Origin of the sequence: Methylocystis silviterrae, assembly GCF_013350005.1 — a bacterium.
Taxonomy (GTDB): domain Bacteria; phylum Pseudomonadota; class Alphaproteobacteria; order Rhizobiales; family Beijerinckiaceae; genus Methylocystis; species Methylocystis silviterrae.
Genome location: NZ_JABVWW010000015.1, coordinates 30,253 through 49,411 on the forward strand (window position 1 = coordinate 30,253; position 19,159 = coordinate 49,411).

A 19,159-nucleotide genomic window follows, 5' to 3' on the forward strand; every position below is an offset into this window, starting at 1 on the left:
CTTCTCTCGCTTGCGGGAGAAGGGAACCCCCGACCCCGCGCTGCGGGGCCGCCTCTCCGAGCGAGAGGAAAAGGCGCCCAACATGCGCTGTCCCTATTGCGGCTCCGTCGACACGCAGGTGAAGGACTCCCGTCCGGCTGAGGACTCGTCCTGCATTCGGCGGCGCCGCGTCTGTCCAACCTGCGGCGGCCGCTTCACGACCTTTGAGCGCGTGCAGCTGCGCGAAATCATCGTCGTGAAAAAATCGGGTCGCCGTGCGCCGTTCAATCGCGACAAGCTGACGCGCTCGGTGGAGATCGCCTTGCGCAAGCGTCCGGTCGAAGCGGAACGCGTCGAGCAGATGATTTCCGGAATCGTTCGTCAGGTAGAGAGCCTCGGCGAAGTCGAGGTGGAAAGTCAGCGGATCGGCGAATTGGTCATCGAAGGCCTGCGTTCGCTGGACCCCGTCGCCTATGTGCGTTTCGCCTCGGTGTATCGCGACTTCCGCGAGGTTCGTGACTTCTCAGCGGTGATCGACGAATTGGAGAGCGACGGTGCGGCTTTGGCGCCGGACGCCGACGACCCAGAGAAGGCATGACGATCCACGAAGCCTTTCCGCAGACCGCGACCGACGACGCCTATATGGCGGCGGCGCTTGCGCTCGGCCGGCGCAATCTGGGCCGCACGGCGCCCAATCCCGCGGTCGGCGCGCTGCTTGTGCGCGACGGGGTCGTCATCGCCCGTGGCTGGACCGCGCCGGGCGGGCGTCCGCATGCCGAAGCGATCGCCATGGCTGCGGCGGGCGAGGCGGCGCGCGGCGCGACGCTTTACGTCACTTTGGAGCCCTGCGCGCATCATGGGGCGACGCCGCCTTGCGTTGACTCCATCATCGCCGGCGGCGTCGCGCGCGTCGTCACCGCCCTCGAGGACCCCGACCCGCGCGTATCGGGCGACGGCTTCGCCCGGCTGCGTGAAGCGGGAATCGACGTCCTCATCGGTCCCGGCGCTGCGGCGGCGCGCGCCGATCATCTCGGGCACATTTTGCGCGTCACCCGTCGCCGCCCGATGATTACGCTCAAGCTCGCGCGGACGGCGGACGGCTACGCCGCTGGCGCCGCGCATGATCCGCGCCTGCATATCACCGGACCCGTCACTGACGCTTTCACTCATGTGCAGCGATCGCTGCATGACGCGATCATGGTCGGCGGCGGCACGGCGCGCGACGACGATCCGCTGATGACCGTGCGCTTGCCGGGGATGCAACAATATAAGCCGCTCCGCGTCGTGCTCGACGAGAAGTTGTCACTGTCGCCGCGTTCGCGCCTGGCGTCGACGGCGCGCGAAACGCCGCTGCTCGTGATCGCCGGAGCGGCCGTCGCCGATGAAGCGGCCAAAGCGTTTGAAGACGCCACTGGCGCGGAGGTTGTCCGCATCGCGACGCGGGACGGCGTTATCGATCTTATGAGCGCGCTCAGATTTCTCGCCGATCGCGGCATCACTCGCGTCTTCAGCGAAGGCGGACCGCGCGTCGCCGAAAGTCTGCTCGCCGCCGATCTTGCCGATGAGGTCATCCTGCACACCGCCATCAAGCCGCTCGGGAGGGCAGGGCGTCCCGCGCTGACCCCTGCGGCGCGCGCCGCCCTCGATGACGACTCGCGCTACCGTCTGATCGAAACGCGCGCGCTCGGCGCCGACACGATGACACGATACGCGCGGGTCGACTGATGTTCACAGGCATCGTCACCGATGTGGGCGAAGTTATTGCGATGACGCCGCGCGGCGAACTGCGCCGCCTGCGCATCGCCTGTTCATACGATTCCGACGGCATCGCCCTCGGCGCCTCCATCGCGTGCTCTGGCGTGTGCCTGACGGTCGTCGCCGTCGCGCGCGAGGACGCGCGAACGATCTTCGAGATCGACGCCGCCGCCGAGACGCTCGCCGTCACGACGGTCGGAATATGGGCCTGCGGAACGCGCGTCAATCTCGAACGCGCGTTGAAGATCGGCGATGAACTTGGCGGCCATATCGTCACCGGCCATGTCGATGGCGTCGCGCGCATCATCTCGCGCGACGACTTTGACGACATGTCCAGATTCTGGGTCGAGGCGCCGCGCGCGCTGTCGCGCTTCATCGCCAAGAAGGGCTCCGTGGCGCTCGACGGCGTTTCGCTCACGGTGAACGAGGTCGACGGCGATCGCTTTTCCGTGCTGCTCATTCCGCATACGCTTAGCGTTACGACGCTCGGCGCGCGCAGGGCAGGGGATGCGCTCAATATCGAAGTCGATCTGATGGCGCGCTATGCGGCGCGGCTGAGCGACGCGCGGTAGGCTGAGTTTGGCGCGAGGATGTGTATAACGGCCATGCCGGCTGACAGAGCGCCGCTCGTGTGACATAACGCGCCCAGAAATTGGTTCGCGGATTTCCCTCCCATAAGGAGAGGGTGTTTCGGCCAAGGGCGTCCGTAAGGACTCCCATTGTAAACGACGGGCTTTTGGCCGGGTCGGGTGAGGGGTTTGCGCCTCAGCGATAATGCGTTCGCTGCGGCGGCGCGTCCCGCACCTTTGCAATTGAGAACGCTAACCCTCGCTTGGCTGCTTCGCAGCCCAACCCTCTCCCGGCGGGAGAGGGTTGCGTGCATTCATGGAGTCGCCTGAATGGCTGGTTTTGCACCCGACGACGCTGACGTCGCGCCCGTGCCGGGCGCGCATATTCTCGTCGTCACGACGAAGTTCAACGGCGAAATCGTCGCGCTGCTGCGCAGCGGCGCGCTTGACGCCTTGCGCGCGCTCCAGGCGCAGGCGACCGTGATCGAAGTCCCCGGCGCGCTGGAGATCGCCACAGCGGCCGCGATCGCGCTGGATGACGCCGAGCTTGCCGGCGCGCCCTATGATGGAGTCGTTGCGCTCGGCTGCGTCATTCGCGGTAAGACCTATCATTTCGAACTCGTCGCCAATGAAAGCACGCGCGCGCTGATGAATCTTTCCGTCTCGCGCCGCCTGCCGCTCGGCAATGGCGTGCTCACCGTGGAGAATGAGGCGCAGGCGATCGTGCGCGCCGATCCCAAGCAGGGCGACAAGGGCGCCGACGCTGCGCGCGCGGCGCTTGCGCTCGTGCGTCTCAAACGGGGCGTCGTATGAGCGTCGATCAACGCTCGGCGTCGCGTCTGGCGATCGTGCAGGCGCTTTACCAAATGGAAGTCGCCGGCAAAGGGCTCAACGAAATTTTTGCCGAGTTCGAGTCTCACTGGATTGGGCGCGAGATCGAAGGCGCGCAATATAAGCCGGCGGACGCCGCCTTTTTTCGCGACGTGCTGCAAGGCGTGCTCACCGATCAGGTCGCCATCGACCGGCAGATCGATCGCGCGCTTTCCGGCGGCTGGCCGCTGTCGCGACTGGAGTCCGTCATGCGCGCCGCGCTGCGCGCCGGCGTCTATGAACTGCGGTCGCGTAAGGACGTTCCGGCGCGCGTCGTCATCAAGGAATATGTCGACGTCGCCGGCGCCTTTTTCGGGCCGACCGAGTCGGGGATGGTGAACGCCGTGCTCGACAGGATCGCGCGTGAGCAGCGCGCCGAGGAGTTGAGTTGACAGGAACAGAGCCGCCGGCTTCCTGGTCCTTCGAGACGCGTGCTGCGCACGCTCCTCAGGATGAGGAAGCCGGCGGCGCGCATCCCTCGCCCTCATGCTGAGGAGCGAGCGAAGCTCGCGTCTCGAAGCACGAGGGCGAAGCCATGCCGCGTTATAGCGAAGACGACATCATCGCCCGCGTTTTCGCGCCGATCGCGGGCGCGGCCGCGCTCGGCCTTAAGGACGACGCGGCGCTTCTCGCGCCGGAAAGCGCGCCGCTCGTCGTCACGACCGACATGGTCGTCGCAGGCGTGCATTTTTTCGCCGACGACGATCCGTCGCTGATCGCCAAGAAGGCGCTGCGCGTCAATCTCTCCGATCTTGCCGCCAAGGGCGCCGAGCCGATCGGCTTTCTGTTGGCCTTGGCGCTCCCCCATGACTGGACCAACGCTTGGCTGGACGCTTTCGCAGCCGGGCTCGCCGAGGATGCGCGCGCCTATGGCGCGCCGCTGATCGGCGGCGATACGGGCGCGACTCCCGGCCCGCTGACCATCTCGATCACGGCGCTCGGCCGCGCCCGGCGCTTCGTGCCCCGCACCGGCGCAAAGCCAGGAGACGCCATCTTCGTCTCGGGCCCGATCGGCGACGCCGCGCTGGGACTTGCCGTTCGACGCGACCCAGCGCTCGCGAAGCGCCTCTCGGCTAGCGCGCGTGACCATCTCATCGGCCGTTATCTGCTGCCGCAGCCGCGTCTCGATATCGCGCCGTGGCTAGCCGCCAGCGCCAGCGCCGCGATGGACATTTCCGACGGCCTTGCAGGCGATCTCGCCAAGCTTTGCCGCGCCTCTGGCGTGAGCGCCGCCGTCGATCTCGCCTCCGTGCCGCTTTCAGCGGCGGCGCGAGAGGCGATGGCCATCGATCCCGCGCTCTTCGAAACCGCTATAACCGGCGGAGACGACTACGAAATTCTCATAGCTGCGGGGAGCGAGGCGCCGCCTGCCGCGCCCATCTGTCGTATCGGCGAGATCGTGGAGGGAAGCGCGCCGCCGGTTTTTCTCGACGGACACAAAAAGCCCGTCTTTTTCAAAAAATTGTCCTTCCAGCACTTCTGAAAAATACGGGCCGGCGCAGCATTGCCGCGCGGCCACGTTTCTGGCAGAAAGCCCGCCGGAAAGCCGCTGTCCTCGCCCGATTCGCTCGGCGGGGCCGCTACTCCTTTTTTCGTTGCGCGACATCCGTTCGCGGCGACGCGACCAATTCGGCCAATTCGCGGTCGAAGAACGAAAAGGCGAAGCCAAAATGGTTCTGTTTCTAACCATCGTCTTCGGATTGATGTCTATCGTCTACGGCGTGAAGACCTCGCAGGAATTGCTCGCAGCCGATCCGGGGTCGGCGCGGATGCAGGAAATTTCGGGCGCCGTCGCCGAGGGCGCGCAGGCCTATCTCAACCGCCAATACAAGACCATCGCCATGGTTGGCGGCGTGATCTTCGTCATTCTCGTCATCCTTCTCGGCTGGGCGGTCGCCTTCGGATTCTTGCTCGGCGCGGTGCTCTCCGGCGCGGCCGGCTATATCGGCATGAACGTCTCGGTGCGCGCCAATGTCCGCACCGCGCAGGCGGCGACGAAATCGCTCGCCGGCGGCCTCGACATCGCCTTCAAGGCCGGCGCGGTCACCGGGCTTCTGGTCGCCGGCCTCGCGCTGCTTGGCGTCGCGGTGTATTACGCGATCCTGACCTGGTTCGCAGGCTATGCGCCCTCCGACCGCACGGTCGTCGATGCGCTCGTGGCGCTCGGCTTCGGCGGATCGCTGATTTCGATTTTCGCCCGTCTTGGCGGCGGCATCTTCACCAAGGGCGCGGACGTCGGCGCCGATCTCGTCGGCAAGGTCGAGGCCGGCATCCCGGAGGACGACCCACGCAATCCCGCCACGATCGCCGACAACGTCGGCGACAATGTCGGCGATTGCGCCGGCATGGCGGCCGACCTCTTCGAGACCTATGCGGTGACGGTCGTCGCCACCATGGTGCTCGCCTCGATCTTCTTCGCCGGTCAGGAAGGTCTGTCGTCGGCGATGATCTATCCGCTCGCGATCGGCGGCCTTTCGATCCTCACGTCGATCGCCGGCACTTATTTCGTGAAAATGGGCGACGACGACTCGGAATGGGGCAAATTCGCCGCGCCCTATTTCAAGAAGCTCGGCATCGACGACTCCATCATGGGCGCGCTTTACAAGGGCCTCATCGCCGCTGGCGTGCTGTCGGTCGGAGGGCTCTTTCTGGCGACGACCTTTACCGTCGGTTGGGGCGAGATCGGCAAGGCGAATGGCGAAGCCATCCATGGCTACGGCCTGTTCCTCTCCGGGGTGCTGGGCCTGATCGTCACGGGCGCCATCGTCTACATCACCGAATATTACACCGGCACCGGCAAGCGTCCGGTGGTGTCGATCGCTCAGGCGTCGGTGACGGGCCATGGCACCAACGTCATCCAGGGCCTCGCCGTGTCGCTTGAATCGACAGCGGCGCCGGCCCTCGTCATCGTTCTCGGCATCATCCTCACTTATGAACTCGGCGGGCTCTATGGCACGGCGATCGCGGTGACGACGATGCTCGGCCTCGCCGGCATGGTCGTGGCCCTCGACGCCTTCGGCCCCGTCACCGACAACGCCGGCGGCATCGCCGAAATGGCGGGCCTGCCGAAAGAGGTGCGTCGCAACACCGACGCGCTCGACGCCGTGGGCAATACCACGAAGGCCGTGACCAAGGGCTACGCCATCGGCTCGGCGGGCCTCGGCGCGCTGGTGCTCTTCGCCGCCTACACGAACGATCTGAAGCATTTCATCGACACCGACGTGCCGTTTTTCAAAGGGCTGGGGAAGATCGACTTCGAGCTCTCCAATCCCTATGTCGTCGCGGGTCTCATCTTTGGCGGCCTCATTCCCTATCTCTTCGGCGGCATCGCCATGACGGCGGTGGGGCGCGCGGCGGGCTCGGTGGTCGTCGAGGTGCGCCGCCAGTTTAAGGAAAAGCCCGGCATCATGGCGGGCACGGACCGGCCAGATTACGGCCGCGCCGTCGATATGCTGACGCAGGCGGCGATCAAGGAAATGATCGTGCCCTCGCTGCTGCCGGTGCTGGCGCCGATCGTCGCCTTCGTCGTCGCCTGGATCCTTGGCGGCAAGGCCAACGCCTTCGCGGCGCTGGGCGCGTTGCTGCTGGGCGTCATCGTCAATGGGCTCTTCGTTGCGATTTCGATGACCTCGGGCGGCGGCGCTTGGGACAACGCCAAGAAATCCTTCGAAGACGGCTTCATCGACAAGGACGGCGTGAAGCATGAGAAGGGCTCCGATGCCCATAAGGCGGCGGTGACCGGCGACACGGTCGGCGACCCCTATAAGGACACCGCCGGTCCTGCAGTGAACCCGGCGATCAAGATCACCAATATCGTCGCGCTGCTGATGCTGGCGATCCTGGCGCACTGAGGCGTCGCGCAAAGCAATTTTGAGAGGGCGGGGGAGACCCCGCCCTTTTGCTTTGGGAAAGGTCCGCTCTCCCCTTCATTCACCTCCGGGATGTTTCAAAATCCGCCCGAAGATGCGCCGTGTCGTAAATGATCACGATCTTCGTGAACTGATTTCTGTCTTCCGAAAGCTCGAAAACATCTACGCATTCGAAGGCGACCGCCTTGCCGCTCTTCAATGTCCAGACATAGCGAAAATGGAGCGCCACCGCAGACCCGTTGGAGGAGCTGTCAAAGACGTTCAGGAGCGTGGTTTCGGAACGGTTCGTGTCTGCGAACAGCTCGGCGTAGAACTCCCTGGCGGGTCGGACGCCATAAAGCGGAGAGTGAGCAACAGCGTCGGCGGTGAAAAGGCTGCACACGGCCGATAGATCGCTCCTGTCCAGCGCGTTCAAGTAGCTTTTGCAGAGGGCTTCCGCGGCCATTCCGGTCTCCATCGCCAGAGGCGATAATAGACTGCTTGCTCTATAAAACGGACGGGTCGGTAACGCCCCTGTCTCGCCGTTCCGAATGGAATGTTTCGGCCGCTTGCAGAGCGGAGCTTCCGCATTCCGTCCCTGGGGAATTTAGACCGATCCTGCCACATCTTGACATTTCTTGATGTAACAAGATACGTATTTCATACGAATTTCGGCCGATCGGTTCGTGTGGGCCGTGTCATTCCCGGCAGGCCGAGGGCCTGACCGGGAATCCAGGGCAAATCCAAGAGCGCTGTTTTTTGCTCTGGATTCCCGATTGCGCGCGTTGCGCGCGTCGGGAATGACATCCGAGAGATCAAACGGAATCCGTATCAGTCTGCTGGAAGACGATGGCCGCCATGCGCGAAAAATTCGCCACTCAGGTCGATAAGGATCTGCTCGCCGAGATCCGAAGGATCGCGAAGGATGAGGGGCGGCAGCTTCAGTCCGTCATCGAGGACGCGCTGCGGGCGCATGTCGAGGAACGCAGCAAGGCAAAGCCGCGGCGTCACGTCATGGACGCCTATCGTTCGAGCGTGCCGCGCTACGGCGGGCTTTACGAAAAACTCGCCAAGTGAGCGGCAGGCGAACCGACTATCTGACAGTCGCCGAGATACTCACCATTCACAATGATCTGATCGAACGATACGGCGGCGCGGCGGGCGTGCGCGATCTTGGTCAGCTCGAAGCGGCGTTGTTTCGCCCGCAAACGGGCTATTACGCCGACGAGATCGGGCAAGCGGCTGCGTTGTGGGAAAGTCTTTCACAGAACCATGCCTTCGTCGACGGCAACAAGCGTGTCGCCTTCGCGGCGATGTTCGCCTTTATCACCATCAACGGAATTTCACTTATCGCGAATGCGGACGAAGCGTGGACCTTCGCTTCTGCGCTCTACGAGAAAGACGCATTTCGCTTCGAGACGCTGGAGGCGTGGTTGCGCCAGAACTGCCGATGAAAGCATTCAGCTTACGTCTTAACTTCCTGCGCCTCTCGACGACTGGCGCGGGCCAGTCCGCGCCATGTGACTTTCCCGCGGGCGTCTTGCATTATCACGATGGACAAGCGCTCCAGTCGAACCTGCGGCCGCCCGGGCGGACTTCATGACCCATCCTTTCTATTGTCTGCACACGCATGGCTTCATCCGAGTCGCCGTCGCGACGCCGAACGTGCGAGTCGCCGATCCGGCTTTCAACGTCGGTCGGACGATCGAACTGGCGCGTGAGGCCGATCACCACGGCGCTTCGCTGGCGCTGTTTCCCGAGTTGGGGATCTCCTCTTACGCGATCGACGATCTCTTGCAGCAGGAGGCGTTGCTTGACGCCGTCGATGCGGCGATCGTCGAACTCGTCGAGGCCTCTTGCGGCATTCATCCGCTGATCGTCGTCGGCGCGCCGCTGCGCCATCGTGGCCGTCTCTATAACTGCGCCGTGGCGATCCTGCGTGGCCGGGTGCTCGCCGTGACGCCCAAGGTCTATCTACCGAACTATCGCGAGTTTTACGAACAGCGCCATTTCGCCTCGGGCGCTTTCATCTTTGGCGAGGACATCGCGGTCGCCCGACAACGCGCGCCCTTCGGCTCCGATACGCTGCTTGAAGCGACGGATTTTCCCGGACTCGTGATCCACACCGAGATTTGCGAGGACGTATGGGTGCCCATTCCCCCTTCGGCGCGCGCCGCGCTGGCGGGCGCGACCGTGCTGCTCAATCTCTCGGCGTCGAACGCGATCATCGGCAAATCCGACTATCGCGAGACGCTATGCAGCGCACATTCGGCGCGCTGCCTTTCGGCCTATCTTTATTCGGCGGCGGGGCAGGGCGAGTCGACGACGGACCTCGCGTGGGACGGAGAAGCGCTGATCTGCGAGAAGGGCGACGTTCTCGCCAAGGCTCCGCGCTTTTCCGACGAACCGCAGTTGGCGCTCGCCGATGTTGATATCGGCCGCCTGATGGCAGAAAGGATGCGGCAGGGCACGTTTGGCGCCTGCGCCGACGTGGAGCAGGGCGCGACGAATTACCGTCGCATTCCTTTCGAACTCGCCGCGCCTTGCGACCGCGATCTTGGATTTCTGCGCGAGGTCGGACGCTTTCCCTTTGTCCCGGCGGATGAAACGCGGCTCGCCGAGCTTTGTTTCGAGGCGTTCAACATACAATCGCACGGTCTCGAACAACGATTGCGCGCGACGAACATCAAGAAAGTCGTGATCGGCGTCTCCGGCGGACTCGACTCCACTCAGGCGCTGCTCGTCGCGGTGACGGCGATGGATGCGCTCGGTCTGCCGCGCGAAAATGTGCTCGGCTTCACTCTGCCGGCCTTCGCCACGAGCGAAAGCACCAAGGCCAACGCCTGGCGGTTGATGCGCGCTCTCGGCGTCACCGCGCAAGAAATTGATGTCACTGCGGCTTGCAAGCAAATGCTCGCCGACATCGATCACCCAGCTGCGCGCGGAGAGGCGGTTTACGACACGACTTACGAGAATGTGCAGGCGGGCGCGCGCACATCGCTGCTGTTTCGTCTTGCCAACCGCCAGGGCGCGCTCGTCATTGGCACTGGCGACCTTTCCGAGCTCGCCCTCGGTTGGTCCACCTATGGCGTTGGCGATCAGATGTCGCATTACAACGTCAACGCCTCGGTCCCTAAGACGCTCATTCAGCACCTCATCCGCTGGTGCGCTCGAGACGCGCGATTTGGCGCGGCAACGGCGGCGGTGCTTGAGGACGTTCTCGCGACGGAAATCTCCCCCGAGCTTGTGCCCGGAGAAGCGAGACAGCGGACCGAGGAAACGGTCGGGCCATATGCGCTGCAGGACTTCAATCTCTATTATGCGACGCGCTACGGATTTGCGCCCGCGAAGATCGCCTTTCTCGCTTGGCGCGCTTGGCGGCATGCGGCTGCGGGATCATGGCCTGTAGGCGTCGCTGAAGAGGACAAGGTCGCCTATGACCTGTCGACGATCAAACATTGGCTCGGCGTTTTCGTGAAGCGATTCTTTGAGGGAAGCCAGTTCAAGCGATCGGCGCTGCCCAATGGCCCCAAAGTCAGTTCCGGAGGGTCGCTGTCTCCGCGCGGCGATTGGCGCGCGCCATCGGATTCGGTCGCGGACGCGTGGCTGAGTTCGCTCGACGACATTCCCTGACAACGACAAGCCGGCCGCTCACGAAAAGCGGTCGGCTCATAGCGTATGGACGAGCGACGATCGCTCAGGCGCGCCGGATCAGGCCGAGAACGACCGACACGACCAGCAGAATCAGCGCCAGCCAGAACAATATCCGCGCGCCATCCACCGCGACGCCGGCGACGCCGCCAAAGCCCAGAAAGCCGGCGATGAGAGCGACGACCAGAAACACGACGGCCCAATACAGAAGGTTGCCCATTTTTGACCTCCGCTTGTGAACTCACGTTCTAGAACGCGTCTGCTCCTCACATGTTCCGCCGCGAACTCAGCTCGCTATTGCTCAGGTCTCGACGCAGGCGCAATCCGCAAATAGAATAGTTCGAAGCGTTACCGTCCGTTTGGGCTGAAATGCTATGTGCTATTCGCTTGAGGCAAGCATTACGGCTGGGCTCGGCCTGGGGTTGGCGGGCTACGGCATGGTTGCAAAAGCGCTGCGCTACGACCAGCGCATGTTGCTGTTCGCCGCATTCCCGCTGGTGTTTTCTGCGCATCAGTTCGTTGAGGCTGCGGTGTGGCTCACGCGCGACGATCCGGTCGCCGGTCAGCCCTTTCGCTATCTCTACACGTTAATCGCCTTCACGATGTGGCCCGTGCTGACGCCAGCGGCCGCCGCCTCTGCAGAGTCGGATCCTGAACGAAGGCGTCTATGGCGAACCATGGGCGGCGTAGGCTTTGTCCTGGCAGCCTATCTTATCGCCAAACTCGCCGGCGCCGACGGCATCGACCTGTCGGTCTATCGGCACTCGCTCGCTTATGATCCGTTGTTCGAGCGCCCGCCGCTGGCGACGGACTTTCTCTATCTCTTGTTGACGGTCGCGCCGCTCATCTTGAGCGAGCGCAGGGCGATCAAAATTTTCGGCGTCGCGGTATTCTTGACGTTCGTTTTCGCGCTCGCAGCAAATCGTCCGGCTTGGTATTCCGTGTGGTGTCTCGCTGCAGCGGTGTTCAGTTTTGTCATTGCCTTCGCGATCGAGGAAGAGCGCAGCTCTGACTACGATGAGCTGGAAATGCAGCGCTAGTCGGTCCGGGACGTGTTCGTCGCCCATTCGATGTAGCGCCGGCGCAGCAGGCGGCTCGTGTCGCCCGGCGCGCCAGATCCTATGGGGCGGCCATCGAGCGAGACGACCGGCAGCACAAGATTGGAGGCGCTCGTGAGGAAGGCTTCCTTCGCCTCATAGGCCTCGGCGAGCGAGAAACTGCGCTCCTCGACGGTCAATCCTTCCCGCTCCGCGAGCAACTGCACGGCTTTTCGTGTACAGCCGGGAAGAACTGCGGAGGAGTTTAGACGCGTCACGAGCACGTTCGCGCCGGTGAGGATGAAGGCGGTCGAGGATGAGCCTTCGGTCACGAAACCATCCTGATCGACCATCCAAGCCTCCTGGCAGCCGCCCTCGAGCGCCGCTTGCTTCGCCAGAACCTGCGCGAGCAGCGCCGTGCTCTTGATGTCGCGTCGCGCCCAGCGCAAATCCGGAACAGTAAGCGCCTTCACGCCCGTTTCGGCGGCGGGCGAGGCGATGATGTTTTTCTTCTGAGCGAAGGCGACGAACGTCGGCGCCGCTTCCGTGGGAAACCCGAACTCGCGTTCGGCGGCGGCGCCTCTGGTGATCTGCAGATAGACGAGGCCTTCGCTCAAGCCGTTTCTTGCGATGAGCTCGGCCTCGATTTCCGCGATGCGCGACACTGGAATCGGACTTCCGATACGCAGTTCGCGTAGGGAGCGCTCGAGGCGTGAAAGGTGCGATTCATTATCGATCAGCCTTCCGCCGATGACGGCCGCAACCTCATAGACGCCGTCGGCGAACAGGAAGCCGCGGTCGAGAATCGACACGCGCGCCTCGCCGATGGGGATGTAAGCTCCGTTCACGTAAGCGATATCAGACACGGTCGGCTCCGGGTGAGGGGAGCGCAATTTACAGCAGCGCTCGCGGCTTGTCCTGCCGACGCTTCGGGCTCTATCGATAGGGCGGGTGATGCTTAAATAGAATGATCTGCGGCGGATCGCCCATGCGGGCTCCTCGCGACCTCGATCGCGGACGCTGGTGCGCGTCAGAAGAAGCGAAAACTGCGCTCACACTCGGGAAGGGGGATCCTTTGGGCGAGGAAATCAAGACCACGGGCTTCACGCCCGCCGACAAGGCGCGCTTCGCCGGCCGGCTCGCGCAGGAAACGCATCTCGCCCGCGCCCTGTTTGAACAGGACAAATTTTCGCGTGACGGCCACATGGTCGGCTTCGAAATCGAAACCTGGATCGTCGATCACAATTATGCGCCGTCCTCGATCAACCAAAATCTCCTGGAAACCCTCAATCATCCGCTCGTCGTGCCGGAGCTGTCGCGGTTTAACGTCGAATTGAATTGCGCGCCCTTCCGCCTCAAAGGCGACGCGCTGACGCAGGCGCACAATTCGCTGACGGACCTATGGACGAAATGCAACGACGTGGCCCATCAGCTCGACGCCAATCTTGTGATGATCGGCACGCTGCCCACGATCCGCGACGCCGATCTGACGCTCGCCAATATGTCGCCGCTCAACCGCTACTACGCGCTCAACCAGGAAGTGCTTCGTCTGCGCGGCGGACAGCCGTTGCACGTCAACATCGCCGGTCGCGACCGCCTTGCGTCCCAGCACAAAGATGTGATGCTCGAAGCTGCGACGACCTCGTTTCAGATCCATCTCAAAGCCCCGGCCGATCTGGCGCATCTTTATTACAACGCCTCGGTGGCGGCGTCGGGCCCGATCCTGGCGGCCTGCGGCAACGCGCCTTTTCTCTTCGGCAAGGCGCTATGGGAGGAAACGCGCATTCCGCTGTTCGAACAGGCGGTGAAGGTGCCGGGCCCGGCCAGGGTCAGCATGGGTTCAGGCTATGCGACGGATTCTCTCATCGAAATCTTCGAGGAGAATTTGCGCGACTATGACTCGCTGCTTCCTGTGGCCTTTGACGATCCGCCCGAGGCTATGCGCCACCTGCGGTTGCATAATGGCGTCATCTGGCGCTGGAATCGTCCGCTGATCGGCTTCGACGAAAGCGGGGCGCCGCATCTGCGCGTCGAACACCGCATTCTGCCCTCGGGACCGACCTTCATCGACATGATGGCGAATGCCGCGCTTTACCTGGGCCTCGCGCGCGCCATCGCGATGAGCGGGGACTGTGGCGCGGGCGGCCTCGCCTTCGCTGACGCCAAGCGAAATTTTTACGCCGCGGCGCGTTTTGGCCTCGACGCGAAGCTCGAATGGCCGGGAAAAGGGGAGATCGCCGTCGATCGTCTGCTGCTCCAACGGCTCATTCCCGACGCCCGGGCGGGGCTGCGCGATTTGGGCGTCGCCGAAGCCGATTTCCTCGATATTATCGAAGCTCGGGTGCAGACCCGGCAGACGGGGGCGGCTTGGCAGCGAAAAGCTCTTGAGGCGCGCGGCGGGGACCTTTATGGCCTGATGGCGGCCTATTGCGAGCGCCAGCGGAGCGGCGCGCCCGTCCATCAGTGGGAAACATGAGGAGAACAGTGACCGACGCGCCTTGCGCCCTGCTCGACCGGCTGCCTGACGGATTTCTCGACTGCCCCGCCAATCGCCTGAAGGACATCCTTCCCCGACCGACCCTGTTCGACCTTCCGGGCCGCGACCCGAAACCGCTGTTCGTGTCTACGCTGCTGCACGGAAACGAGACGAGCGGGCTCGCCGCCGTGCAGGAGATTCTGCGCCGTCACGCCGCGCGCGGGCTCAATCGGTCGCTCATTCTGTTCATTGGCAATGTCGACGCCGCGGCGGCGAATGTGCGCACGCTCCCGAGTCAGCGCGACTTCAACCGTGTGTGGCGCGGCACGGCCTTTCCCGATGATCCGCTCGCGTATATGGCGCGCTGGATTTACGAATACGTCGAGAAGCGGCGGGCTTTCGCCGCCGTCGACATCCACAACAACACCGGCTTCAATCCTCACTATAGCTGCATCAGCAAGCTTGAGCCGAAATATGTCGCGCTTGCGCAGCTTTTCTCCCGCATTGTCGTGCATTTTCAGCGCCCGCGCGGCACCAGCGCAGCGGCCTTCGCCGAATTGTGCCCGGCGATCACGGTCGAATGCGGCAAGTCGGGCGCCGATGTGGGCGTGGCGCATGCCGTCGAATTGCTCGAGGCCTGCCTCTCGATCGCAGAGCTTCCCGACCATGCGCCGGCCCCGCAGGACATCGAGTTGCTGCGCACATGCGCCATCGTGAGGCCGCCCGCCGGCGCAAGCTTTTCTTTCGACGGAACGCCGGCGGATTTTGTCTTCCGCCCCGATATCGATCATCTGAACTTCAGCGAATTGGGTGCTGGCGCCTCTTTCGGCGCGTTGGGCCACGAAGACGCGCGCCTCGAAGTCCTCTCCGGCGAAGGGTTCGACACGCAGCCGATCAACTATTTCGATTACGCGGGCGGCGAAATCAGGCTCGCGCGCCCCGCCATCCCGGCCATGCTGACTGTCGATCGCCGTGCGGTGCAGCAGGATTGTCTATGCTATCTGATGCACCGCATCGGCATGGACGGTCTGGGATATAGACACACTGACGCGAACGCGCATTAGGGTTTCTCGGGCCGCACGTCCTCGATGACATAGAGGCCCTTCGTGTCGCGACTGATCGTGAATTTGATCTTCATGCCTTTCGACAGGCTGGACAGGTCGACGTTCGGCGCCACGCGAAACGCCATTGTCATAGGCGACATTTCCAAGGGACCCGAGACCGGACCATGCGTGATCATGATCCGTCGCTCGTCTGCGTCGACCGCCCGGACAACGCCCTCGCCTTGCCCCGTCGTCTTCTCCGCCTTTTCCGTCGCCTGGGCGAGCGTGTAGCGCGGCGCGCCTTGGACCGTCGCGTTGGCCGCGGCGCCGCCAATCCCGACAGAGATGGCGGCGCACACAGCGACGCGCGCAAATCGCGTCTTCATTGAAACTCCCGATCTTGCTGCTGAGGTCGGCTAGGCTTTACGGCATTCGTCGGCGCATTTCTGGCACGCTTTGCCGCAGGCCACGCATTCGGCGATCTTCGGAAACTTGTCGCATTGCTTCTTGCAGTCCTCGCAAATCAAGGCGACCGTTTTCGCCAGCGCGACGGCATGCGACGAGTTGAGCGCCGCCAGCGATGCGAGCGCATTGCACGCAGCGACAAGCTGCAGCGAGGCGTCCGCACATTCGGCCATGCTCGTGTCTTTCATCGCAAACATGCCAAGACAGTGCCGAAGGCAGTCATTGCCCGTGGAGACACATTCGATGCTCGCATTTTGCAGGTTTTTATAGAGCGGCGGATGCATATCCTCCATTTTGGCCGCGCTGTCCTTTTGGCCGGTCGCCTGAGCAAACGCTTGTGTGGCCGACACGACGGCGGCGGCGGTTCCGACTGCAATGAATTCGCGACGTTCCATGGTTTTTCTCCAGGTGGGCTTCACTATACTTACCGAGGGGCCCCGCTCGCGGGTTCCATCGGGATGGCTGCGCTCATATCATCTTCGAGGAATTCATTTGTGACCGTGACGCTCGTGTCGAAGGCGGTTGTGCATCGACGTCTCGTCATGTGCGGTGAAAGATGATGCTGAGATTGCTGGCGGGCATGTACACGATTTGAGGCTCTCCAAACCTTTCTCGCGCGCGCGGGCCGCGACATCTTCCAGATCGCGGACGCCCCACGCGGCGTTGCGAGCGCGAAGGCTCGCATCAAATTCGGCGCGGCTCGACGCTATGCGCGCCGCCGCGCCTGTATGGACCGTATAAATAGAGCGGTGCTCCCGCGGACAAGGTCCTGACTCCGCACTCGAACAAAGCCTCTGTCGCGCTCCAGGGGGAAATGTGCGTCATGTTTATGCAGATGATGGCGTCCGCCGCACGGATCGGCCAGGGGATTTGCTCTACCTTCAGCGCAAGCGGCGCATCCACATTGCCAAGTTTCATGGAGCTAGTCCAGGCGGAAATGCTCTCGCGCGCTTCACAGCTCGGTTCCGACGGACAGAATGTCAGCCCGGGCGGATGCTGCGCGAAGAGCCGCTCGTCATTCATATTTTTCTCTCAGTTGCAGGAGCAACGCGAAAGAAGCTCTACGGTGTTCAAATTGCACACTCATGACGTGGGCTAAAGCTAAGTCGATTCGCAGCGATTGACATACAGTCATCCTCTCAAAGCGAAGCCCTTGGCTGTTCGTAGGCATGAAATTTGATGCCTCATGTTCGAAAGGCGGGAGCCTGACAGTTCCTGTCAAGAAGGGCGCCTGCGCGAGGCGTGCAAAAACTCGTCGCTTGCTGTGTTGAACTGCCGTGGGTCTTGAAAATGTCTCAGCGCTTCGAACTTGTCGCCTCAACGCATCGATCGTTTGTCGCATTGGCGACGCTCCGTCTTCCCGGTCACCCCCTGCGGCGCTTTACCAAAGAAGAGGCGGCGATCCTTTCGCGGGCCCTCGACTCCGTCGCGAAGGGCGACCGCGGCGAACAGCAGATCTATATGAGCCCCATCGCCAGCGATCATGACTTCGACGCGAGAGTCGAAGAGAGCGGCGTTGTCCTCTCCTCCGAAGGTCACGGCGACGTCAAACTGGACTGGAGCGAAGCGCGCGCCCTGGCCGAAGAGTTGAGATCGTTTGCGTTCGGGTAGCAGGGAACGGTTTACGCTTGAGCGGCGCGTTGGGGTTCACAAGCGGCGCCGCGGATCATTTTGCGACGAACTCAAACCGCGCGACCACGGGCGCGTGAAGCGATCCCTCGACAGGTTCTTTCGCGTAGACTTCGTCCTGCAGCCCTTCGTTCAAGATCGTGGTCTCACGCCAATTGGCGGCCAATGCGCGTGAGGCAAGGAGGTGGTCGATCAGCGTTGGACGTCCCGCATGCACCACGGTGAAGCGCCGCGACGGCTCGACGCGCTCTTCCAAGGCGACGAGGGTCCGGTCCCCTTCCGCCGCTTCGTCTCGACCGCCCCGCAAGAGTCTCGTCGGCGCGTCATGCTCGTCGGCGTTGAAGTCGCCGGCAATCGCGATCTGCGCCTCCGGCTCCGCGTCAAAGAGAGTCTCGGCGAACAGCCGGGCCTCCAGGGCTTGCCCTTCGCGCTTGAGCGCGGCCACGAACTGGCCCTCGATTTGCGCGCGGCTCGACCCGAAGCCGCGCGCCGTCGCGATCGGAATGGCGCGCGGCGCGCGTAGATGCAGATTGACGACGTGGAGCGCGCCTCCATTGGGAAGCGCGACAGCAGCGTAGAGCAGGGGCCTGTCCCAAGCGATCTCGACCGGCTCCGGCTGGGAGCCGTCGGCGTCGCGCGGCGGCGGCCAGACCCATCGCGCCACAATATCGTGGTGGATCTGCCGTTGCGCGCGCATCGGCCATCGCGAAAGGATTGCGAGATTATGCACGTCGGCGGGGGCGTCGCCGCCCGGCCTGACGGTCGTCGCCCGATGAAAGTTCGCGTATCTGGTCGTCGCCAGCAACTGATCGAGCGCGATATATTGCCGGGCGCCGTGCTTATGAAGCCTCTGCGCATGGATTTCCTGCAGGCACAATATATCGGCGTCAAGCGCCTCCAGCAGTGGGCGTAGCGCGTCGCTTCGGCGCGCAAACGCCTCTGGTTTAGTCCCCGACCAATCGAGATTTTCGAGATTGAAGGTCGCGAGTCGGAACGCTTGCATCGTCAATCTTCGCCCGAAGAGTCGGCGTCCGCCAGCAGATTGCGGCTCGACGAGGTCGACATTTAGCGGCAATATCGGCGCTATTTCCAATCCAGGAGCGCAATGTGTCCCTATTTGACGGGATTCCTTTCTTTGTTGGCCTAGACCCCACGCGCGGCGAACAGCTCGCGCGCCAATGCGTGCGTAGGCGCTACGCCGAGCATGAGCTGGTCCTCGATTTCGACGATCCTTCGACCGATGTGTATTTCATCGTCAGCGGCGACGTTCGGGTGCTGATCCGGACCGCCGCCGGCAAGGAGATGATCTTCGGGGACTTCGGACCAGGCAAATTCTTCGGCGAGATGGCGGCGGTCGACGGGGCGAAGCGTTCCGCCAATGTGACGGCGCTCACCAACGCGGAACTTTTGCTGGTGCCGCCAGCGGTCTTCAAGGAGATCCTGTTCGGCGAGCCGGAGATTTGCGAACGGCTGTTGCGTCTGCTGACGGCGCGGGTGCGGGAGCTGAATACGCGCCTGTTCGAGCGCTCGGTGCTCGACCTCAGGCATCGGCTCTATTCCGAATTGTTGCGCATGTCGGCGCCGCGCAAGGGATCGACGGGGCAATCGATCGTATCGCCGCCGCCGTTTCAGCACGATCTCGCCGCCCGTATCGGTTGCCGGCGCGAACAGGTCAGCCGTGAACTCTCGGCCATGATCGACGAAGGCCTCGCCGAAAAAATTCGCGGCGGTCTCGTGTTGTTGCGCCCGTCGGTCCTGGAGAAGCGGGTTCAAGAGGCGCTCAACGAAGCCGAATGACCCGTGTGCGTTCTCGCACAAACAGATGAAGGACAGGGCG

At 63.2% G+C, this 19,159-nt stretch carries 21 protein-coding genes and 1 pseudogene; 15 read left to right on the forward strand and 7 right to left on the reverse strand.

What is annotated here, in order from left to right; all coding sequences use genetic code 11:
• Positions 1-82 precede the first annotated feature (82 nt).
• The 7 genes from nrdR to HUN39_RS14445 all read left to right on the forward strand — a co-directional run bounded on the left by nrdR (position 83) and on the right by HUN39_RS14445 (position 7,024).
• Positions 83-577, forward strand: a complete 495-nt coding sequence (gene nrdR / locus HUN39_RS14415) for a transcriptional regulator NrdR (RefSeq protein WP_175095188.1) — start codon at positions 83-85, stop codon at positions 575-577.
• Positions 574-1,704, forward strand: a complete 1,131-nt coding sequence (ribD, locus tag HUN39_RS14420; RefSeq protein WP_175095189.1) for a bifunctional diaminohydroxyphosphoribosylaminopyrimidine deaminase/5-amino-6-(5-phosphoribosylamino)uracil reductase RibD — start codon at positions 574-576, stop codon at positions 1,702-1,704. The genes nrdR and ribD overlap by 4 nt, the downstream gene beginning before the upstream one ends.
• Positions 1,704-2,306, forward strand: coding sequence for a riboflavin synthase (locus tag HUN39_RS14425; protein WP_175095190.1), 603 nt, complete (start codon positions 1,704-1,706; stop codon positions 2,304-2,306). Before ribD ends, HUN39_RS14425 begins: the two co-directional genes overlap by 1 nt.
• A gap of 327 nt (positions 2,307-2,633) precedes the next feature.
• Positions 2,634-3,116 carry a 6,7-dimethyl-8-ribityllumazine synthase gene (gene ribH, locus HUN39_RS14430; RefSeq protein ID WP_175095191.1) on the forward strand — a complete coding sequence of 161 codons (483 nt, stop codon included), beginning with the start codon at positions 2,634-2,636 and terminating at the stop codon, positions 3,114-3,116.
• A complete protein-coding gene (gene nusB / locus HUN39_RS14435; protein WP_175095192.1) occupies positions 3,113-3,565 on the forward strand; it encodes a transcription antitermination factor NusB in 453 nt (150 codons plus the stop codon). The genes ribH and nusB overlap by 4 nt, the downstream gene beginning before the upstream one ends.
• A 143-nt stretch (positions 3,566-3,708) precedes the next feature.
• Positions 3,709-4,656 (forward strand): thiamine-phosphate kinase, encoded by a 948-nt coding sequence (thiL, locus tag HUN39_RS14440; protein WP_175095193.1) that lies wholly within the window; start codon positions 3,709-3,711, stop codon positions 4,654-4,656.
• A 187-nt stretch (positions 4,657-4,843) separates the two neighbouring features.
• Positions 4,844-7,024: a sodium-translocating pyrophosphatase gene (locus HUN39_RS14445; RefSeq protein WP_175095194.1), complete on the forward strand. Its 2,181-nt coding sequence runs from the start codon at positions 4,844-4,846 to the stop codon at positions 7,022-7,024.
• A 79-nt stretch (positions 7,025-7,103) separates the two neighbouring features.
• Here the strand turns inward: HUN39_RS14445 and HUN39_RS14450 are convergent, their stop codons facing one another.
• A complete protein-coding gene (locus HUN39_RS14450; protein WP_232366107.1) occupies positions 7,104-7,487 on the reverse strand; it encodes a nuclear transport factor 2 family protein in 384 nt (127 codons plus the stop codon).
• Between the two features lie 392 nt (positions 7,488-7,879).
• Between HUN39_RS14450 and HUN39_RS14455 the strand changes: the two genes are divergently transcribed.
• The 3 genes from HUN39_RS14455 (at position 7,880) to HUN39_RS14465 (ending at position 10,654) form a co-directional block, all read left to right on the forward strand.
• On the forward strand, positions 7,880-8,098 hold the full coding sequence (locus HUN39_RS14455) for a hypothetical protein (RefSeq protein WP_210266985.1): 219 nt from the start codon (positions 7,880-7,882) through the stop codon (positions 8,096-8,098).
• The gene (locus tag HUN39_RS14460; RefSeq protein WP_175095197.1) at positions 8,095-8,475 is read left to right on the forward strand and encodes a type II toxin-antitoxin system death-on-curing family toxin; all 381 of its coding nucleotides are present in this window, start codon (positions 8,095-8,097) and stop codon (positions 8,473-8,475) included. Before HUN39_RS14455 ends, HUN39_RS14460 begins: the two co-directional genes overlap by 4 nt.
• Before the next feature lie 145 nt (positions 8,476-8,620).
• Positions 8,621-10,654: an NAD(+) synthase gene (locus HUN39_RS14465; RefSeq protein ID WP_175095198.1), complete on the forward strand. Its 2,034-nt coding sequence runs from the start codon at positions 8,621-8,623 to the stop codon at positions 10,652-10,654.
• Positions 10,655-10,718: 64 nt separating this feature from the next.
• On the opposite strand, the gene HUN39_RS14470 is transcribed toward HUN39_RS14465, so the two are convergent.
• Positions 10,719-10,892, reverse strand: a complete 174-nt coding sequence (locus HUN39_RS14470) for a DUF1328 domain-containing protein (protein ID WP_123175971.1) — start codon at positions 10,890-10,892, stop codon at positions 10,719-10,721.
• A 154-nt stretch (positions 10,893-11,046) separates the two neighbouring features.
• Here HUN39_RS14470 and HUN39_RS14475 point away from each other — a divergent pair, with 154 nt between their 5' ends.
• Positions 11,047-11,712, forward strand: coding sequence for a DUF6629 family protein (locus HUN39_RS14475; RefSeq protein ID WP_175095199.1), 666 nt, complete (start codon positions 11,047-11,049; stop codon positions 11,710-11,712).
• Here HUN39_RS14475 and HUN39_RS14480 read toward each other — a convergent pair.
• Positions 11,709-12,575, reverse strand: coding sequence for a D-amino-acid transaminase (locus HUN39_RS14480; RefSeq protein WP_175095200.1), 867 nt, complete (start codon positions 12,573-12,575; stop codon positions 11,709-11,711). The two genes, HUN39_RS14475 and HUN39_RS14480, sit on opposite strands and share 4 nt — an antisense overlap.
• A 209-nt stretch (positions 12,576-12,784) precedes the next feature.
• Here HUN39_RS14480 and HUN39_RS14485 point away from each other — a divergent pair, with 209 nt between their 5' ends.
• Together HUN39_RS14485 and HUN39_RS14490 are read left to right on the forward strand one after the other, a co-directional pair.
• Positions 12,785-14,185, forward strand: coding sequence for a hypothetical protein (locus tag HUN39_RS14485; protein WP_175095201.1), 1,401 nt, complete (start codon positions 12,785-12,787; stop codon positions 14,183-14,185).
• A complete protein-coding gene (locus HUN39_RS14490) occupies positions 14,182-15,249 on the forward strand; it encodes a M14 family metallopeptidase (protein ID WP_175095202.1) in 1,068 nt (355 codons plus the stop codon). Before HUN39_RS14485 ends, HUN39_RS14490 begins: the two co-directional genes overlap by 4 nt.
• Here the strand turns inward: HUN39_RS14490 and HUN39_RS14495 are convergent.
• The 3 genes and pseudogenes from HUN39_RS14495 to HUN39_RS19680 form a co-directional block, all read right to left on the reverse strand.
• Positions 15,246-15,614: a copper-binding protein gene (locus HUN39_RS14495; RefSeq protein WP_175095203.1), complete on the reverse strand. Its 369-nt coding sequence runs from the start codon at positions 15,612-15,614 to the stop codon at positions 15,246-15,248. The genes HUN39_RS14490 and HUN39_RS14495 overlap by 4 nt on opposite strands.
• A gap of 30 nt (positions 15,615-15,644) precedes the next feature.
• Positions 15,645-16,088 carry a four-helix bundle copper-binding protein gene (locus HUN39_RS14500; RefSeq protein ID WP_175095204.1) on the reverse strand — a complete coding sequence of 148 codons (444 nt, stop codon included), beginning with the start codon at positions 16,086-16,088 and terminating at the stop codon, positions 15,645-15,647.
• Between the two features lie 93 nt (positions 16,089-16,181).
• Positions 16,182-16,716 (reverse strand): annotated as a pseudogene (locus tag HUN39_RS19680) (DUF938 domain-containing protein).
• A 267-nt stretch (positions 16,717-16,983) separates the two neighbouring features.
• Between HUN39_RS19680 and HUN39_RS14510 the strand changes: the two are divergent.
• Positions 16,984-17,304 carry a hypothetical protein gene (locus tag HUN39_RS14510; RefSeq protein ID WP_175095205.1) on the forward strand — a complete coding sequence of 107 codons (321 nt, stop codon included), beginning with the start codon at positions 16,984-16,986 and terminating at the stop codon, positions 17,302-17,304.
• Positions 17,305-17,359: 55 nt separating this feature from the next.
• Here HUN39_RS14510 and HUN39_RS14515 read toward each other — a convergent pair whose 3' ends face one another.
• Entirely contained in the window at positions 17,360-18,325 is a 966-nt protein-coding gene (locus HUN39_RS14515) for an endonuclease/exonuclease/phosphatase family protein (RefSeq protein WP_175095206.1), read from the reverse strand.
• A 104-nt stretch (positions 18,326-18,429) separates the two neighbouring features.
• Here HUN39_RS14515 and HUN39_RS14520 point away from each other — a divergent pair, with 104 nt between their 5' ends.
• Positions 18,430-19,119, forward strand: a complete 690-nt coding sequence (locus HUN39_RS14520; RefSeq protein ID WP_175095207.1) for a Crp/Fnr family transcriptional regulator — start codon at positions 18,430-18,432, stop codon at positions 19,117-19,119.
• The last annotated feature ends 40 nt before the right edge of the window (positions 19,120-19,159 follow it).

Coding starts and splice junctions, on each gene's coding strand:
- nrdR (WP_175095188.1), top strand. CDS start 83: ATGCGCTGTCCCTATTGCGGCTCCGTCGACACGCAGGTGAAGGACTCC.
- ribD (WP_175095189.1), top strand. CDS start 574: ATGACGATCCACGAAGCCTTTCCGCAGACCGCGACCGACGACGCCTAT.
- HUN39_RS14425 (WP_175095190.1), top strand. CDS start 1,704: ATGTTCACAGGCATCGTCACCGATGTGGGCGAAGTTATTGCGATGACG.
- ribH (WP_175095191.1), top strand. CDS start 2,634: ATGGCTGGTTTTGCACCCGACGACGCTGACGTCGCGCCCGTGCCGGGC.
- nusB (WP_175095192.1), top strand. CDS start 3,113: ATGAGCGTCGATCAACGCTCGGCGTCGCGTCTGGCGATCGTGCAGGCG.
- thiL (WP_175095193.1), top strand. CDS start 3,709: ATGCCGCGTTATAGCGAAGACGACATCATCGCCCGCGTTTTCGCGCCG.
- HUN39_RS14445 (WP_175095194.1), top strand. CDS start 4,844: ATGGTTCTGTTTCTAACCATCGTCTTCGGATTGATGTCTATCGTCTAC.
- HUN39_RS14450 (WP_232366107.1), bottom strand. CDS start 7,487: ATGGCCGCGGAAGCCCTCTGCAAAAGCTACTTGAACGCGCTGGACAGG.
- HUN39_RS14455 (WP_210266985.1), top strand. CDS start 7,880: ATGCGCGAAAAATTCGCCACTCAGGTCGATAAGGATCTGCTCGCCGAG.
- HUN39_RS14465 (WP_175095198.1), top strand. CDS start 8,621: ATGACCCATCCTTTCTATTGTCTGCACACGCATGGCTTCATCCGAGTC.
- HUN39_RS14470 (WP_123175971.1), bottom strand. CDS start 10,892: ATGGGCAACCTTCTGTATTGGGCCGTCGTGTTTCTGGTCGTCGCTCTC.
- HUN39_RS14475 (WP_175095199.1), top strand. CDS start 11,047: ATGTGCTATTCGCTTGAGGCAAGCATTACGGCTGGGCTCGGCCTGGGG.
- HUN39_RS14490 (WP_175095202.1), top strand. CDS start 14,182: ATGAGGAGAACAGTGACCGACGCGCCTTGCGCCCTGCTCGACCGGCTG.
- HUN39_RS14495 (WP_175095203.1), bottom strand. CDS start 15,614: ATGAAGACGCGATTTGCGCGCGTCGCTGTGTGCGCCGCCATCTCTGTC.
- HUN39_RS14500 (WP_175095204.1), bottom strand. CDS start 16,088: ATGGAACGTCGCGAATTCATTGCAGTCGGAACCGCCGCCGCCGTCGTG.
- HUN39_RS14510 (WP_175095205.1), top strand. CDS start 16,984: ATGTCTCAGCGCTTCGAACTTGTCGCCTCAACGCATCGATCGTTTGTC.
- HUN39_RS14515 (WP_175095206.1), bottom strand. CDS start 18,325: ATGCAAGCGTTCCGACTCGCGACCTTCAATCTCGAAAATCTCGATTGG.